The 15,605-nt window shown below is 34.7% G+C and carries 20 protein-coding genes; 13 read left to right on the forward strand and 7 right to left on the reverse strand.

Translation table 11 applies throughout. The features are described 5' to 3' along the window. Window positions 1-75 precede the first annotated feature (75 nt). The 11 genes from BUR19_RS03970 (at window position 76) to BUR19_RS04020 (ending at window position 7,215) form a co-directional block, all read left to right on the forward strand. Window positions 76-1,344, forward strand: coding sequence for a glucose-1-phosphate adenylyltransferase (locus BUR19_RS03970; protein ID WP_074233618.1), 1,269 nt, complete (start codon window positions 76-78; stop codon window positions 1,342-1,344). A gap of 96 nt (window positions 1,345-1,440) precedes the next feature. Continuing rightward, window positions 1,441-2,208: a DUF3108 domain-containing protein gene (locus BUR19_RS03975; protein ID WP_074233619.1), complete on the forward strand. Its 768-nt coding sequence runs from the start codon at window positions 1,441-1,443 to the stop codon at window positions 2,206-2,208. 113 nt (window positions 2,209-2,321) lie between these two features. Next, window positions 2,322-2,735 carry an SRPBCC family protein gene (locus BUR19_RS03980; protein WP_074235530.1) on the forward strand — a complete coding sequence of 138 codons (414 nt, stop codon included), beginning with the start codon at window positions 2,322-2,324 and terminating at the stop codon, window positions 2,733-2,735. A 142-nt stretch (window positions 2,736-2,877) separates the two neighbouring features. Continuing rightward, window positions 2,878-3,732: a VOC family protein gene (locus BUR19_RS03985; protein ID WP_074233620.1), complete on the forward strand. Its 855-nt coding sequence runs from the start codon at window positions 2,878-2,880 to the stop codon at window positions 3,730-3,732. Between the two features lie 11 nt (window positions 3,733-3,743). Then, window positions 3,744-4,184: an SRPBCC family protein gene (locus BUR19_RS03990; protein ID WP_074233621.1), complete on the forward strand. Its 441-nt coding sequence runs from the start codon at window positions 3,744-3,746 to the stop codon at window positions 4,182-4,184. A gap of 16 nt (window positions 4,185-4,200) precedes the next feature. Then, window positions 4,201-4,725, forward strand: a complete 525-nt coding sequence (locus BUR19_RS03995; protein ID WP_074235531.1) for a hypothetical protein — start codon at window positions 4,201-4,203, stop codon at window positions 4,723-4,725. A 1-nt stretch (window position 4,726) separates the two neighbouring features. Then, window positions 4,727-5,161 (forward strand): SRPBCC family protein, encoded by a 435-nt coding sequence (locus BUR19_RS04000; protein WP_074233622.1) that lies wholly within the window; start codon window positions 4,727-4,729, stop codon window positions 5,159-5,161. Between the two features lie 18 nt (window positions 5,162-5,179). After that, on the forward strand, window positions 5,180-5,626 hold the full coding sequence (locus BUR19_RS04005; protein ID WP_074233623.1) for a VOC family protein: 447 nt from the start codon (window positions 5,180-5,182) through the stop codon (window positions 5,624-5,626). Between the two features lie 127 nt (window positions 5,627-5,753). Beyond that, window positions 5,754-6,191, forward strand: coding sequence for a VOC family protein (locus BUR19_RS04010; RefSeq protein WP_074233624.1), 438 nt, complete (start codon window positions 5,754-5,756; stop codon window positions 6,189-6,191). Window positions 6,192-6,197: 6 nt separating this feature from the next. Next, window positions 6,198-6,767, forward strand: a complete 570-nt coding sequence (locus BUR19_RS04015) for a dihydrofolate reductase family protein (protein ID WP_074233625.1) — start codon at window positions 6,198-6,200, stop codon at window positions 6,765-6,767. Between the two features lie 4 nt (window positions 6,768-6,771). Further along, a complete protein-coding gene (locus BUR19_RS04020; protein WP_074233626.1) occupies window positions 6,772-7,215 on the forward strand; it encodes an SRPBCC domain-containing protein in 444 nt (147 codons plus the stop codon). Between the two features lie 31 nt (window positions 7,216-7,246). On the opposite strand, the gene BUR19_RS04025 is transcribed toward BUR19_RS04020, so the two are convergent. After that, entirely contained in the window at window positions 7,247-7,873 is a 627-nt protein-coding gene (locus BUR19_RS04025) for an XAC2610-related protein (protein WP_074233627.1), read from the reverse strand. 235 nt (window positions 7,874-8,108) lie between these two features. On the opposite strand from BUR19_RS04025, the gene BUR19_RS04030 reads away from it, so the two are divergent. Both BUR19_RS04030 and BUR19_RS04035 read left to right on the forward strand, forming a co-directional pair. Then, window positions 8,109-8,348 carry a hypothetical protein gene (locus BUR19_RS04030; RefSeq protein WP_074233628.1) on the forward strand — a complete coding sequence of 80 codons (240 nt, stop codon included), beginning with the start codon at window positions 8,109-8,111 and terminating at the stop codon, window positions 8,346-8,348. Between the two features lie 183 nt (window positions 8,349-8,531). Continuing rightward, entirely contained in the window at window positions 8,532-9,176 is a 645-nt protein-coding gene (locus tag BUR19_RS04035; protein ID WP_074233629.1) for a J domain-containing protein, read from the forward strand. Window positions 9,177-9,377: 201 nt separating this feature from the next. Here the strand turns inward: BUR19_RS04035 and BUR19_RS04040 are convergent, their stop codons facing one another. The 6 genes from BUR19_RS04040 to BUR19_RS04065 form a co-directional block, all read right to left on the reverse strand. Next, window positions 9,378-10,046: a GDSL-type esterase/lipase family protein gene (locus tag BUR19_RS04040; RefSeq protein ID WP_074235532.1), complete on the reverse strand. Its 669-nt coding sequence runs from the start codon at window positions 10,044-10,046 to the stop codon at window positions 9,378-9,380. 84 nt (window positions 10,047-10,130) lie between these two features. Beyond that, the gene (locus BUR19_RS04045) at window positions 10,131-11,192 is read right to left on the reverse strand and encodes an endonuclease (RefSeq protein WP_074233630.1); all 1,062 of its coding nucleotides are present in this window, start codon (window positions 11,190-11,192) and stop codon (window positions 10,131-10,133) included. Window positions 11,193-11,387: 195 nt separating this feature from the next. Further along, complete coding sequence (locus BUR19_RS04050; protein WP_074233631.1) at window positions 11,388-12,461, reverse strand: endonuclease; 1,074 nt, start codon at window positions 12,459-12,461, stop codon at window positions 11,388-11,390. 257 nt (window positions 12,462-12,718) lie between these two features. Next, window positions 12,719-13,921: an ABC transporter permease gene (locus tag BUR19_RS04055; RefSeq protein ID WP_074233632.1), complete on the reverse strand. Its 1,203-nt coding sequence runs from the start codon at window positions 13,919-13,921 to the stop codon at window positions 12,719-12,721. A gap of 12 nt (window positions 13,922-13,933) precedes the next feature. Next, entirely contained in the window at window positions 13,934-14,293 is a 360-nt protein-coding gene (rbfA, locus tag BUR19_RS04060; RefSeq protein ID WP_074233633.1) for a 30S ribosome-binding factor RbfA, read from the reverse strand. 207 nt (window positions 14,294-14,500) lie between these two features. Continuing rightward, window positions 14,501-15,583 carry an alpha/beta hydrolase gene (locus BUR19_RS04065; RefSeq protein ID WP_245799016.1) on the reverse strand — a complete coding sequence of 361 codons (1,083 nt, stop codon included), beginning with the start codon at window positions 15,581-15,583 and terminating at the stop codon, window positions 14,501-14,503. Window positions 15,584-15,605 lie beyond the last annotated feature (22 nt).

The raw sequence follows: 15,605 nt of genomic DNA on the forward strand, positions 1-15,605 counted from the left end.
TTTTTTTGTTAACATTGGCTTAATATTTGAAAACTATCATTAACTTTAATAAATATATATAACTAAAAACATATTATGAATGAAAGCGTAATTTCTATCGTTTTAGGAGGTGGACGTGGAAGCAGATTATTCCCTTTAACATATACGAGGTCCAAACCCGCAGTTCCAATTGCAGGTAAATACCGTTTGGTAGATATTCCTATTTCCAATTGTCTCAACTCGGGACTTAACAGGATTTTGGTGTTGACTCAGTTCAATTCTGCATCACTGAATTCTCATATCAAGAATTCTTATCACTTTGATATTTTCAGCAAAGGATTTGTAGATATTTTGGCGGCTGAGCAGAATGTGGAGAATGAAAACTGGTATCAAGGAACGGCAGATGCAGTTCGCCAGACAATGAAACACCTTGAAAAATATGAATATGAATATATTCTGATTCTTTCCGGTGATCAACTTTATCAGATGGATTTCAAGAAAATGATAGATTTCCACAAAGAAAAAGGGGGCGATATCACCATTGCAACAATTCCTGTGGTTGCGAAAGATGCTACTGGATTCGGGATTATGAAAGCGGATGAAGATAGCAATATTACAGCTTTTACAGAAAAACCAAGTCTGGATGTTCTATCAGATTGGACTTCTGAAACCAGTGATGCAAGCAAAGCTCAAGGCAAAGAATATTTAGCTTCGATGGGAATCTATGTGTTTACCAAAAATGTTTTGAGAAAGCTTTTTGCAGATTATGAAGGCGATGATTTCGGCAAAGATTTCATTCCTGCATCTATCGGAAACTTAAATGTTTTAAGTTATCAATACGATGGTTATTGGACAGATATCGGAACAATTGAGTCTTTTTATGAGGCTAATTTAGATTTGGCTCAGGATTTACCACAATTCAATTTATTCAGCTCTAATCCTATTTATACAAGAGCGAGAATGCTTCCTCCAACAAAAATCAATGGTTCGTATGTGAGCAAAACGATTTTCGGCGATGGATGTATTATTTTAGCTGATAAAATTGAGAATTGCATTATCGGAAACAGAACGAGAGTGGATAGAGGTTCTACGATTGTGAATTCCTATGTGATGGGAGCCGATTACTATCAGACTGCTCAGCAAGTTTCTCAGAATGAGAAAGATGGAATCACGAGTATGGGGATTGGGAAATACTGTTATATTGATATGGCAATTCTGGATAAAAACTGTTACATTGGAAATAATGTAAGAATCATTGGTGGAAAACATCATCCGGATGGAGATTACGACACGCACTCTATCAAGGATGGAATTGTTGTAGTAAAGAAAAATGCAGTGATTCCAGACGGTACAAATATTATGTAATTTTATACATACTTTAAAACCCTTCGGAAACGGAGGGTTTTATTTTTTAAATTTGGCAAATAATTTGTCTTAGACTTAGCCTATAAATAATAATTAATGAAGAATCTGTTATTTCTAATCAGTTTTTTATGGTTCACATCAGCTTCAGCACAATTTGATAATATCAATGCTGGCGAGGTTTTGAGCTATAGAATTCACTATGGTTTTATTACGGCTGGAAACGCTACTTTATCAACTACAAAAACTTCTTACAAAGGGCAACCGGCTTTCTACGTTCGAGGTGTTGGGAAAACAAGTGGTGCAGCGAAGGCATTTTTCAAGGTAGAAGATGTTTACGAAAGTTATATCAATGAAAATAAAGAACCACTTTTCTATGTAAGAAATGTTTCTGAAGGAAGTTATACTCAGCATTTGCAAAGTACCTTTAATCCAGCTAACAACTCTTTGGTTTTAGTAGATAAAAAACATACGGACAGACCTGCAAAAACAATTAAAGTTCCAAATGATATTCAGGATATGTTGTCTTGTTTTTATTATTTGAGAAGCCAGACTGCAGATAATTTGAAAGTAGGTAGCGTGTTGAAAATGAATGTCTGGATTGATGACGAATTATTTCCCTTTCAATTGAAAGTGGTCGGAACAGAGAACTTGTCAACCAAATTTGGTAAAATTAATTGCCTCAAAATTATTCCTTCTGTTATCAGCGGAAGAGTTTTTAAACAGAAAGAAGGCGTTACAATGTGGGTGACAAATGACCAAAACAGAGTACCAATTCTTATAAAAGCTGAACTCGCGGTTGGGTCGCTCAAAGCAAGTATTGATAGTTACAGCAATGTAAAATATCCATTGAACTTTAAAAAATAAATATATTGAAAATCACTCTTTTAAGAGTGATTTTTTGTTTTATGACCAATTATTGTCCTAAGACAAGTCGAGCATATCAGAATAAAATTAACTTTGATTTAAAAGAAATTCAAATGAATAAAATTAAAGTAACAGCAGAAATCAATAAACCAATTAATGAGGTTTGGAACGCATTCAATAATCCGGAACATATTGTCAATTGGAACTTTGCCCACGAAAGTTGGGAATGTCCTTCTGCTAAAAATGATTTAACAGTTGGCGGTAAATTAGAAGTAAGAATGCAGGCAAAGGACGGAAGTTTTGGTTTTGACTTTGTTGGGATTTATGATGATGTTAAAGAAAATCAATCAATCCAATATCATATGGAAGATGGACGAGAAGTTGAAATTATTTTCGAAAAATTGTCTGATGACAAAACAAAAGTGACTGAAAGCTTTGACCCGGAAAATCAAAATCCTTTGGAATTCCAAAAAGACGGTTGGCAAGCAATTTTGGATAATTTTAAGTCTTATTCAGAAAGTATTTAGAATCAACCACAAAAGTCACAAAAGATTATATAAACTTAAGCGCCTTTGTGACTTAAAAATAGCTTGTACAAAAAACTTTGTCGTCTTTGTGTTAAAACTTGGAAGATTACAAAATTTTAAATCTAATTTCTAAAATAAAATAATGAACAATAATATATTTCCCTGTTTTTGGTTCAACCAAAATGGCGTTGAAGCAGCAGAGTTTTACACTTCTGTTTTCAGAAATACAGAGATTACAGTTAATACGCCAATGGTTATTAACATAGAAATCGAAGGTCAGAAATTAATGTTCCTGAATGCTGGTCCAATGTTCAAACCTAATATGACTTTATCATTAATGATGATGTGTGATTCTGCTGAAGAAGTAGAAAGCTATTATCACAGACTTGCTGAAAAAGGAAAAGTAATGATGGAATTGGACGCTTATCCATGGAGCGAAAAATATGCTTGGGTAGAAGACCAATATGGGATTTCCTGGCAATTATATTTTACAGCTGAAAAAGCCAAGCAAAAAGTTTCTCCGGTAATGATGTTTACTGGGAATAATGCCGGAAAATGTAAAGAAGCCCTGAATTATTATACAAGCATTTTCCCGGATTCTGAGATAGAGGGCATTATGGAATATGAAGAAGGACAAGGTGATGTGGTTGGAAATGTAGCGCATTCTCAGTTTATCATCAATGATTATGTGATGATGGCAATGGACAGTTCACACGATCATAAAGCTCAATTTACAGAAGGGACTTCTATAACCGTAATGACCAAGGACCAAGACGAAACCGATTATTATTGGGACGAATTCACAAAAGAAGGCTCGGAAAGTATGTGCGGTTGGCTCAAGGATAAATATGGCTTCAGCTGGCAGATTGTTCCGCATAAATTAATAGAATTGACAAATACTCACGAAGTTGAGAAAGCTCAAAAAGCATTTGGAGCAATGATGAAAATGAAAAAAATTATCATCAAAGATATAGAAGACGCTTATTACAACTCATAAATTAAAAAGTTATGGAAACATTAAGATATCAAATAGAGATTGATGCACCAGCGGAAAAAGTTTGGGATATTTTGTGGAATGACAAAACTTATTCTCAATGGACACATTATTTCAGCCCGGGTTCTGTGATGAAAACAGATTGGGAAGTTGGAGGGAAAACGTATTTTACTGAAGCAAGTGGGCAAAACGGAATGGTAAGTACAATAGAACGTATCGAGAAGCCAAAACATTTGGTGTTTAAACATCTTGGCGAGCTAACTGATGGAGTGGAAGATGTTGACAGTGAAAAAGTAAAAGCTTGGAACGGAAGTCTGGAGGCTTACTATCTCGAAAACAATAATGGAAAAACAACCCTGAAAGTTGAAGTCGGTGTCGACAATAGCTACAAAGATATGATGGATGAAGGCTTCAACAAAGGCTTAGAAGTCGTAAAGAATCTTTCTGAAAATTAATTTAAAAACATAAATGATGGATAAACCAACCTCAAAAAAATTAGAAGTAATCATTCCTGCATTCCGTGCCCATTCGCAGACATTTGTGATGGTTTTGGACGGAATTTCTGAAGAAGATGCAAAGAAAAGAATCGATGGGAAAACCAATCATATCATTTGGATGGTTGGGAATTTTATCAATATGCGTTACAGCCTGGGCTGGGTTTTGGAACTCAAAGAAGAAGACCCTTTCAGCGACTTATTTTTCCAGGGAAAAGCTTTGGATGAGAATTTCATTTATCCCACATTAGCGCAATTGAAAGAAAGTTTCCACAAGATTTCGCCTTTGGTTTATCAAAAGTTATTGGAAGCTACAGACGAAGATTTAGACAAAGATTTCCCAATGGGAATGGGCGTTGATTTTTTCAAAGAAGATGTTCTTAATTTTGTTGGAATGTGCATTGGACGGGAAGATTATTTGTCAGGACAATTAGGTTTGATGCGAAAAATCCTTGACTATGAAGGAATGAAATATAACTTCGATAAAGATTTGAAATATTGAAATGGAAACGGATAAAAACTTTGAATATCGTTTTCACTCCAAAAGATCTGCAAGTGAGATTTTTCAATTCTTACAAAATGTACAAAATTGGTGGAGCGGTTTTTTCGGAGAAATAATTTCAGGAAAGAGTGATCAAATCGGAGACGAATTTTCTTTTTCAGCAGGCGATGGAGTTCATTTTTCAAAACAAATATTGATAGAATCTAATCCAGGCAAAGAATTAGTCTGGCTGGTTACAGAAAGTAATCTGTCTTTTCTTCAAGACACTCACGAATGGGAAAACACCAAGATAAAATTCAATCTGAAAGCTGTCGATGATGGGACACAGGTCACGTTTACGCACGAAGGTCTGATTCCCAAAATCGAATGTTATGAAAATTGTTCAGGCGCTTGGACTCAATATTTGGAAAATCTGGAGAAATCTTTAAACTCATAAACAAACGACTATAAAACTATGGCAGCAGTCAATCCTTACTTAACATTCCACGGACAGTGCGAAGAGGCTTTTAAATTTTATGAATCTGCATTCGGGACCAAAGTTCCTTTCTGGAGCCGTTTTGGTGATATGCCAGCTCAGGAAGGAATGCCTCCGTTGGCAGACGAATACAAAAACCAAATAATGCATGTTTCACTTCCAATTTCTGCAGAAACTGTGATTATGGGCAGCGACTCTCTTCCGGGAATGGGCGAATACAAAAACGGAAACGATTTTTCAGTCGCAATCAAGGCCGAGTCAAAAGATGAAGCTAAAAATTTGTTCGAGAAACTTTCCGAAGGTGGAAAGGTCACAATGGAACTTCAGGACACCTTTTGGGGCGCTTATTTCGGGATGTGGGAAGACAAATTCGGAATCCAATGGATGATTAATTATGACGACCCAGAGAAAGTTCAGGAACATTAAATCATATCAACCATAAAGTCACAAAAGTTAAGAAACATCTTTTTTTATCTTTTTAAATATTTTATAAAAAAATTCTTTTGTGACTTTTGTGGTTTTAATTAACAATACAATTCAAAATAAATAGAAAATGCCAAAATTAAATTCATACCTCAATTTTGATGGTACAGCAGAAGAAGCTTTCAAATTTTATCAATCCGTTTTCGGTGGCGAATTCGTAGGCGGAGTAATGAAAATGGGAAACGCTCCAGGAACAGAACATCTTTCCGAAGATGAGAAAAACCGTGTGATGCACATCGCATTGCCAATAGGAAAAGATCTCTTGATGGCTTCGGACATCGTTCCTTCTATGGGCCACAAACTGAATCAAGGAAATGGGAATTATATTTCGATTTTCCCTGAAAGTAGGGAAGAAGCAGACCGAATCTTCAATGGACTTTCTGCGGGTGGAGAAATAGAAATGCCAATGGAAGATCAGTTTTGGGGCGACTATTTCGGAAGTTTCAAAGACAAATATGGTGTTTGCTGGATGGTCAATTACAGCAAAGATTCTGGTTACGAAGGATAAATAAGAATGAGAAAGATAATTTCTTTTATGCATATCTCTCTCGATGGTTTTGTTGCAGGTCCAAACGGAGAAATGGATTGGATAAAAGTTGATGAAGAGATTTTTGATTTTGTAGCTAAACGCATTGGTAAGAGTGATACAGCAATGTATGGTCGCGTGACTTATCAGATGATGGAAAGTTATTGGCCAACAGCGGCTGACAAACCGAATGCAAGTAAGCACGATGTTGAACATTCGAGATGGTACAAAGATGTACACAAAATTGTTTTATCCAAATCAGTTGAGAGTCAAGATTCAAACAAAACAACAATTATCAATGAGAATCTTGTAGATAAAATCAATGAGATAAAACGACAAAAGGGAAAAGATATTTTACTCTTTGGTAGTCCGTCAGCTACTCACTCGCTGATTCAACAGAATTTGATTGATGGCTTTTGGCTCTTTGTAAATCCAATTGTTCTTGGTCAAGGTATTCCATTATTTGTGGATATTAAGGAAAGAATTAATCTGAAACTTTTGAACACGCAGCAATTCACTAATGGCGTGACTGAACTGAATTTTATCACAGAAAAATAACTCTATGGAAAAAGTAACAGCAAAAGCTTCTATCGGAATTCAGAAGCCTGTTTCAGAAGTTTTTGAAGCGATTATCAATCCGGAAATAATGCAGAATTATTTCATTTCCAAAGGTTCCGGAAGAATGGAAACCAGTAAGGAAATCTTCTGGTCTTTCCCAGAGTTTGATGGTTCCTATCCGTTGACAACGAAAGAAATAATTCCCAATGAAAAAATTGTTTTTGTGTGGGATCCAAAATCTGTTGTGACAATAGAGTTACAACAATTATCTGAAAATAATACAGTGATAAAAGTTGCGGAAGAAGGGCATAACACAGACGAGAAAGGTATAAAGTGGGCAATAGGTCAAACAGAAGGCTGGGCCAATTTTCTGGCTTGTATGAAGGCTTGGCTGGAATATGGAATCCATTTACGGAAAGGCGCTTTTGACTTTATGAAAACTAACTAAAATTAAAGCTTTGTGATTGCAAAGCTTTTTTCTATTCTTTGATAGGATCAAAATCTGAAAAGAATACTGCGGAGTCAGAAGATTGATAAGGCTTCTTCTTTAGCAGTATCTGTTCATTATTTTTAATTTTATAACTGTAAACACTATCGTTATAGAATTCGACTTTTGCAAAGTTTTCCAATTTGTTATTTCTGAGTTTGAAAAATAACGTAGTGTTGCTCCCCGAAAACATATAAGAATTAATACAGTTTCTCGTAGGATTGTAATGGAGATTAGGATATTCTTGAGAATTAGTTATGTCTATTAATTTTTGCTGTTTTGGATCAAATATCAACAGCTTTTCTATTTCATTAGAACCTCGAGCTGCTTGAGCAAAAGAAATTTTGATGTCATTATAGCCATCGTTATTCAGGTCTTCATCGGTTGTTACATATAGATTGCTTTCCTCTTTTCTGAAATTTCCCAATTGGATTTGAATCCATTGATTAGCAGATTTCTTGTATAAAATGAAATCTACAACGGGTTGTTTGCCTTTATTGTTTTGTGTGATATTGATTTTGTATTGATTAGCTTTTATAACTGTTTTTGAATCAGAAAAATATTCATTTTTTTGACTGAAGCAAATGCTGGAAATTAAAAGAAATAATAATTTGTACATAAAGGTGTTTTCGACAAAGTAATGAAAACTTGTTTTAATGGAAAAATGTTTCTATTGTGCGCAGCGCGCCCCGGCTTGAACGGAGCTCTTTTTTGTTTTTGCTAAAAACAAAAAAAGCGGGAGTGGAAGACGGATAAAGGCGCCCAAACCTAACGAAGTGGTTAGTCAATAATTATTTAAAGTAAAAGATTTAGGTCTGCGTCTTCCTAAATGTAAAACGTAAAACTTTAAAAAAATGAAAAAAGGAATTTTAGCCATCGCAGGTTTAGCAGCTATCGCAATCATCGCCAAAAAAGCGCAAAAAAGAAAAGCATTCGTAAGAGGAATCTTCGACGAATATGATGTGAAAGAAAGAACACCGTTCGGTTTTGCAGACAGAATCAGAACGATGAATGATGAAGATTACAACTCTTTGAAGGAGAAAGTGAGAGCGCAATTTGGAAGAGGATGCTGCAAACCAAGAACTGCAGAATAATTTTTTAAAAAATTAAATTAAATTGTTAAGAAAAACGGAAAGTGATTGCTTTCCGTTTTTTTTGCTTTTATTTCTCGCAAACCGGGCAAGTTTTGCTGATTTTCTATTCGCATAATCTATGAAATCGGTGAGAAATTAATTTTTGAGTGTTATTAAAATAAACGGAATCATTAAATTTGCTTTGTGAAGGATTACTATTACTTTCTCGGAATTCCTCAAAATGCTTCTGCAGAAGACATCAAAAAAGCCTACAGAAAATTGTCTCTGAAATATCATCCGGATAAAAATGATAATGATGAGTTCTTTTCAGATAGATTCAAAGAGATCAAGGAAGCTTATGAAACTTTGATGGATGATGGACGACGAAAGTTGTATGACCAAAATCTCTCCAGCCAGCAAAGAAATGTGAAGAGTATTCTTCCTCCGAAAATCAAGAATTTTTCTGCTAGTAAAATCCGAGCAATAAAAGGTGAGGAAATTACTATTTATTGGAATACTTATGATGCGGACTTGGTGAAAATTGTTCCTTTTGGATTAGAAAAACCGAACGGTGAAAGGACGATTAGAATAAAAGAATTTGATTCTCAAGGGAAATTCCAGATTTTGCTCCACGCGACAAATACTGTTCTTCATAAAACAATTGTTCAGGGAATTACAATTACAGAATTAGCAGAATCTGAATCGGGTTCTGAAGAAAAAGAGTCGTTAAACAACCCAACTGAATCTTTCCAAAAATTGCCCAAAAAAGAAAACCAATCTAAAAGACTGGTTTCTGTTCTTATATTTTTAGCATTAGTTGCTATGATTATCTGGATAATGTTTAGCTGATCTTTGCACGGCCAGGACATTTTTTGCAACGCTTTCCTTTCTTGAATTTTTTGCAGCAATTTTTTTTGCCACAATACATTTCTTCTGTATTTCCAAATGCTGGTGTAAGAGGTGCAATTCTAAATGCGATAACTGGCTGATTCATATCGCAAATATAAAGTAATTTAGACTAATTACAAATAGAAACTGAAATAAATCATATTATTTTAAATAAGGCTCCATCACTTTTGCCCAAAGTCGATAACCTACAGGCTTCATATGCAACATATCTTCTTTGAAAATGTCGGTTCTTACTTTTCCGTTTTCGTCATTCATTACTTTTGTAATATCAATATATTTTGCTCTTTTTTGAGTTTTAAGGTAAGCTTGTATTGATTGATTAAGTTCTTTCATCTGCGGCCAAAACTGTTCACGGCTTGGTGAATATTTGATAGAAACATAGGCTACCGGAACTTTCGGATATTTAGCTCTGATTTTTCCAAAGAATGTTTTGAATCTTTCTAAAACTTCGGCTGAAGAAGGATTGTCTGTAGCAATATCATTTTCTCCACAATAGATAACGATTTGTTTAGGATTGTAAGGTGTGAGAAGTTCCTCGGAATAATTATTAAGATCCAATAATCTGGAACCTCCAAAACCTCTGTTGATAATCGTTTTTCCTGGAAAATAATCATTCACGTCTTTCCAATAAGTAAAAGATGAACTTCCTACAAATAGAATTGGTTTCTTCGTAATTCCGTTGGTTTGGTCAAGTTTTTTGAATTCCTGAATCTCTTTCCAATAAGGTTTTTCCTGAGCAAAGAATAGGAGAGAGTTGAGAATCATTGCCAAGAAAAAAAGCTTTTTGAAAAGCTGTCCGTTGTATTTCATTTTTAAATTTTTTGAAGTTTCAAGGTAAAAAAAATCAGCTGCCAAAGCAACTGATTTCAGGTTTTTAATATTTGTTTAAGACAATTAATCCACGATAAATTTCGTGTTCAATTCACCTGTTTTCAAGATGTAAATACCTTTTGGAAGATTTTTTAAAGTAATTGTATTTCCGTTTTGAAACGGATTTTCAATTGTTTGTACATTCTGTCCAACAGTATTGTAAATAAACGCTTTTTTGAATTGTTTCAAGTCTTTATCTCCTGTTACCTGAATTGTATTTCCTTTTACAGGGTTTGGAGCGATTGTCAAGTTCTTAGAGAAAGAAGCATCATCTACAGCCATTACAGTTCCCCAGATTTGAGCAATATATTCTGGATGATCAATGAATGGATTTCTGTTTCCTTGGTATGCATAAACTGCATTATTCCTGTCAATTTCTTTTTGAGATAGAGGATCTTGCTGATGCCATCTTAGCAACATACTTAGGAAAGGCTCTCCAAAAACTTTAAAAGTGCTTCCGTCATACATATCATAATTAAATCCGGTAATTAACGATTGATATCTTGTAGCAAAATAGAAATAGATTCTTGCAATATCACCTTTGAACTCATTAATTGGTTCGAAAACGGTTCCGCCATAACCATTCAGTTTACTACTTCCTAATTTTGAGCCATTTCTGGAAGTCCAAGTTGCAGTTCCAACTTCTCCATAAGGCCAGTTGCTTCTTCTACCATTCACATAACCGTCAGTTGGTAAAAGGTGGTGGTAGTCATTATGCATTGGTGTTCTATCGTCGAACGTCGATTTTGGAATCGTATGCTCTCTGTTATAACAAGATGCTTCTCCGCTGTAATTACCGCATTGATTAGCTCCCATTGTATAATTGTAAGGATCTGGTCCGGTCGGATTTTCAGAATAAATATCTAAAACAGTATTATCTTTTTCATAATATTTGTCTCTGTCAGCAGAAGAAAAAACATTCCAATTATAACCTTTGTCCTGATGACCTCTTGTAGCGATTTCGCTTAGTTTGGTTTTAAGTGCAGCTCCGGTAAGTCCATCAGTTCCATCATAATAACCGGTTGGAATTTGCGCATTTGTAATACCAAACATCCCAACCAAAAGAATAAAAATATTTTTTTTCATTTCAAAAAATTAAGGGCGCTAAAGGTATAAAATATTATGATTGATTAATGTTATTAATTATTAACATTGTAGCTGTAATTTATTATTAATTAAATATTGTATCTTCTATGTGATAATATATTAGATTTTTAATATTAAGAAATAAAAAAAGACAGAAAATATTTTCTGTCTTTCATTGAAATAAATTTGTTTTGATTACTCAATTATAAATTTGGTGTTTAATTCTCCAGTTTTAAGAATATATACGCCTTTAGGTAGATTTTTCAGAGTAATTGTATTTCCACCCTGGAACGGATTTTCAATTGTTTGAACATTTTGTCCTACCATGTTGTAGATAAATGCTTTTTTGAATTGCTTCAAATCTTTATCTCCAGTGATGCTGATAACATTACCTTTTACAGGGTTTGGAGCAATAGTCAAATTCTTAGAAAAAGAAGCGTCATCTACAGCCATTACAGTTCCCCAGATTTGAGCAACATATTCTGGATGATCGATGTATGGATTTCTATTTTTTTGGTAATTGTAAGCCGCATTGTTTCTTGTAATTTCTCTTTCAGAAACTGGATCTTGCTGATGCCAAAGCAACATAAGATTTAATTCCCAAGTCGTCAAGCCTTGATTAACATTACTTGTGTTAAGCATATTGCCACTGGAGAAACCGGAAAGTCTTGTTTGGTATCTTGTAACAAAATAGAACATTACTCTCGCAACATCACCTTTGAACTCATTAATCGGCTCGAAAACAGTTCCTGAATAACCAGAAGAAGCATTGGGACCAACTTTAGATCCATTCTTAGAAGTCCAAGTCGGGTTATTCACTTTCCCATAAGGATAGTTACTTCTCATTCCGTTTACTTTTCCATCTGTAGGAAGAATGTGCTGGATGTCAGAAACCATCGGGCTTGCTTCGTTAAAAAGACTTTGCGGAATAGAGTGTTCTCTGTTGTAGCAATCACCTTCTACAGAATAATTACCACATTTTTTTACACCGTGCTGATAGTTGTAAGGATCTGTACCAGTAGGATTTTCAGAATAGATATCCAGAACACTGCCATCATTTTCGTAGAATTTGTCAGTATCTGTTGTAGGATAACCATTGTAAAGATTATCATAGCTTTTGGTTTGGTAACCAGCAGTTATGATTTCTCCAAGCTTTGTTTTAAGTGCATATCCGGTCAATCCGGCTGCACTGTCATAATAACCTGTCGGGATCTGCGCATTTGTAATGCCGAACATTCCAACAGCAAGAATAAAAATACATTTTTTCATTTCAAAAAATTAAGGGCGCTAAAGGTATAAAATAATTTTATAAATAAAGTATTTAATTATTAACATTATACATTGATTTGCTACTATTCAGATGATTTTTTTTAATAATCTGTAAAATGCTAATGTTATAATTGCAAAATTCTAAAATGCAGATAAATTTATCTGTATTTTTTATTTTATCAGTATGTTAAATATTTAACAACAGGTCTTTGCTGTTTAACTATCACGAATTTTGTCAAATCAGACTAATAATATTCCTAATTATCCGAAATATATTTTTTATTGATTTTAGAAAAAATCCAGGAAATAGAAAGCCCAAAGAATAGAGCTGTAACTGAAACAATAATATAATTTATCATTTCTATTTTAACTGGGAAAGGCAAGGTCTCACTGGCACGGAACAACCCTGTTCTGATTTGCAGAAAACATATAATAGAACCAATCACAAGTCCCATCATAATCCCAAAGAAGACAATCAAAAATCCGGTGAAGAAATAAATCATCCGAAGATTCTTTTTGTTAAATCCTAAAGCAACTAAGGATTTCGCCTGATCTTTTTTGTCCAATTGCAAAATAGTAATCGCTCCAGCCAAATTGAATGTCGTAATGAAAATCACCAAACCAAAAATCAAATAAATCATCAGTTTCTCGGTGTTAATCATCTTCCAAAATGCTGCATTTTCTTCAGATTTTGTATTGATGACTATTTTGTCTCCAAATTCTTTAGACAAATTAAACTTAACGATTTCTGCATTGGCAGGATTTTTCAGCTTAATCACGATTTGATAACAAGCCGATTTTGGAAGTCCAAGAAGTTGTTGCGTTAATTCTATCGGAGCAATTATGTAATTATCCAATTGGTCATTGCCTGGGAAAATTCCGCTAACGAAAATATCTTTCTTATTGAAAATATCGTTCTCTTGCTGAATAATTCCTTTTCCGGGTTTCGGCATCAGAATCGTTGCAAAATCTTGACTAGAATTCACAGGAAGTGAAAGTCTGTTGTCCAGACTATTTTCCATAATCACCTCATTGCTGTATTTGAAATCGGGATATTTGCCGTAGAAAATATTCTCATTGATAGGATTCACGCTTGTGTAAGCAGAATCTACGCCTCTCAGGTAGGCAATTTCGCCATTATTTTTATAACTCAGATAGACTTTTTCCTCTATCAATTTAGAGAAATGAGCAATATCAGAATTCTTCTTTAGCGAGTTTTGGATTTTATCAATATCCGGTAAAATCTTTCCGGTTTTGCTTTTGATAGTAAGGTCTGCGTGCAGATTGGCAATCATTTGCTTGTTCATTTCCTCCAATCCGGAAAAAACCGAAATGATAATGAACATCGCTGCTACAGCCGCCACCATCGCAAGAGCCGCCAGCCAAGTGATGAAGGTAACTGCTGTACTTCCTTTTTTAGAAATCAGATATCGAGATGCTATGTAAAAAGCATTTTTCAATACAGTCGCAGGTTATAGAATTGGGTTGTCGCCTTCGCCTTTTAGTTCTCTTTCGATGCGTTCCACGTCGTCCAGACTTGTGTCGATGTAAAAAGACAATTGCGGAATGATGCGCACTTGCTTAGACATTTTTTGTCCAATATAGTTGCGGTAAAAAGCATTATTGGTGTTGATTTCTTTCATTATCGGCTTTCTCAGTTCAGCCGGAAAGATGCTCAAATATATTTTTGCGATACTCAAATCGGCAGTTACTTTCACGTCAGAAACCGATACCAAAAAGCTCTCTTTACTTTCCGATGCCTGTTTGCGGAAGATTTCTGCCATATCTTCCTGAATAATTTGCGCTACTTTTCTTTGTCTGTTGCTTTCCATAAATGCTGCAAATTTAGTGTTTTTATTTTGAATTTTTTGGAGCTATTTCCCGCTTTTCGTTCATACTCCTCACGCCCAGGCTTTTCCCAAAGCTAGTTGCGGGGTAACCACTACAATCGGGGCTGGGGATTTTGTCATCCTATTATCCGTTTTCGTAAAAAATACAAGATTTGTCATTCCAAAGAATACATATAGAAGTAAAAATTATTACTTCAACAACCAAATCAAAGCTTGCTTCAGTTCTCTTTTCCAGTAATTTTCAGAATGCGTTCCATCTTCATCTATTTTCACGACGATATTTTTTTCCGGAACCGATTTCTTTAATAATGATTCATTCACAGTTTCGATTTCCGGAGCCATTGTTTCATCTTCATTTTTTCCTGCTACAAAATAGAATTTGGAATTTTTGAGATTGCTTTTGTTTTTGTTCAGATAGGCTTTCAGATCCTTGGAAACAAACCAAAAAGCAGGACTGAAGATTCCGGCTTTTCCAAAGACAGTCGGATATTTCACCGATGCATAGAGTGAAATCAAACCACCCATAGAACTTCCCATAACCAAGGTTTTAGAAGCCTGTTTCTGAGTTCTGTAAGTTTTATCAATATAAGGTTTTAAATTTTTTGTAAGAAATTCCAGATACAAATTTCCTTCGCCTTTCGTCTTATATTTTTCATTATTCCACGGCGAATATTCTGCCAGTCGCGTCTCTCCACCATTATCAATTCCGATGACGATTGCAGATTCTCCGGTTTCAGAAAAGATTTCATTCAGTGTTTCATCAACGCTCCATTCTCCCGAAAAACTCGTGAATTCATCAAAAAGATTTTGTCCGTCGTGCATATAGATCACAGGATATTTCTTATTGGATTTCTCGTAATCGGGTGGGAGATAAATCCAGATTTTTCTCGTCGTATTAAGCTGTGGAATTTTAAAATTCTCACTTAATATTTTGACATTAGAAGCCGCAGTATGTTTCTTCTCTTTTGGTTGCGTCCAGTTTTGGATTTTTAATTCAACAGTTTTTGAAGAATTAGAAACTTCCAAAGTTCTGTTTGGAGAATCTTCAGCTGTTTCCCAATTGCCTTGCGTGATTTTATATTCTACTTTCTGGGATGGAGTAGGAATCGTCAATATTAATGAACCTTCCGAATCTTTTTTGAACTCAAACTGGCTATCATTCGGATTCCAATTGTTAAGATTAGAAGCCAGAAATAACTTTGGATTTTGATTTGTATTCCTAGGAAGTTCTACAATTTTAAAAGTAATCTGTGCATCCAAAACAACAGTCATCAAAACTGAAAATAAAAATAAT

The organism is Epilithonimonas zeae, from assembly GCF_900141765.1.
Taxonomy (GTDB): Bacteria; Bacteroidota; Bacteroidia; order Flavobacteriales; family Weeksellaceae; genus Epilithonimonas; species Epilithonimonas zeae.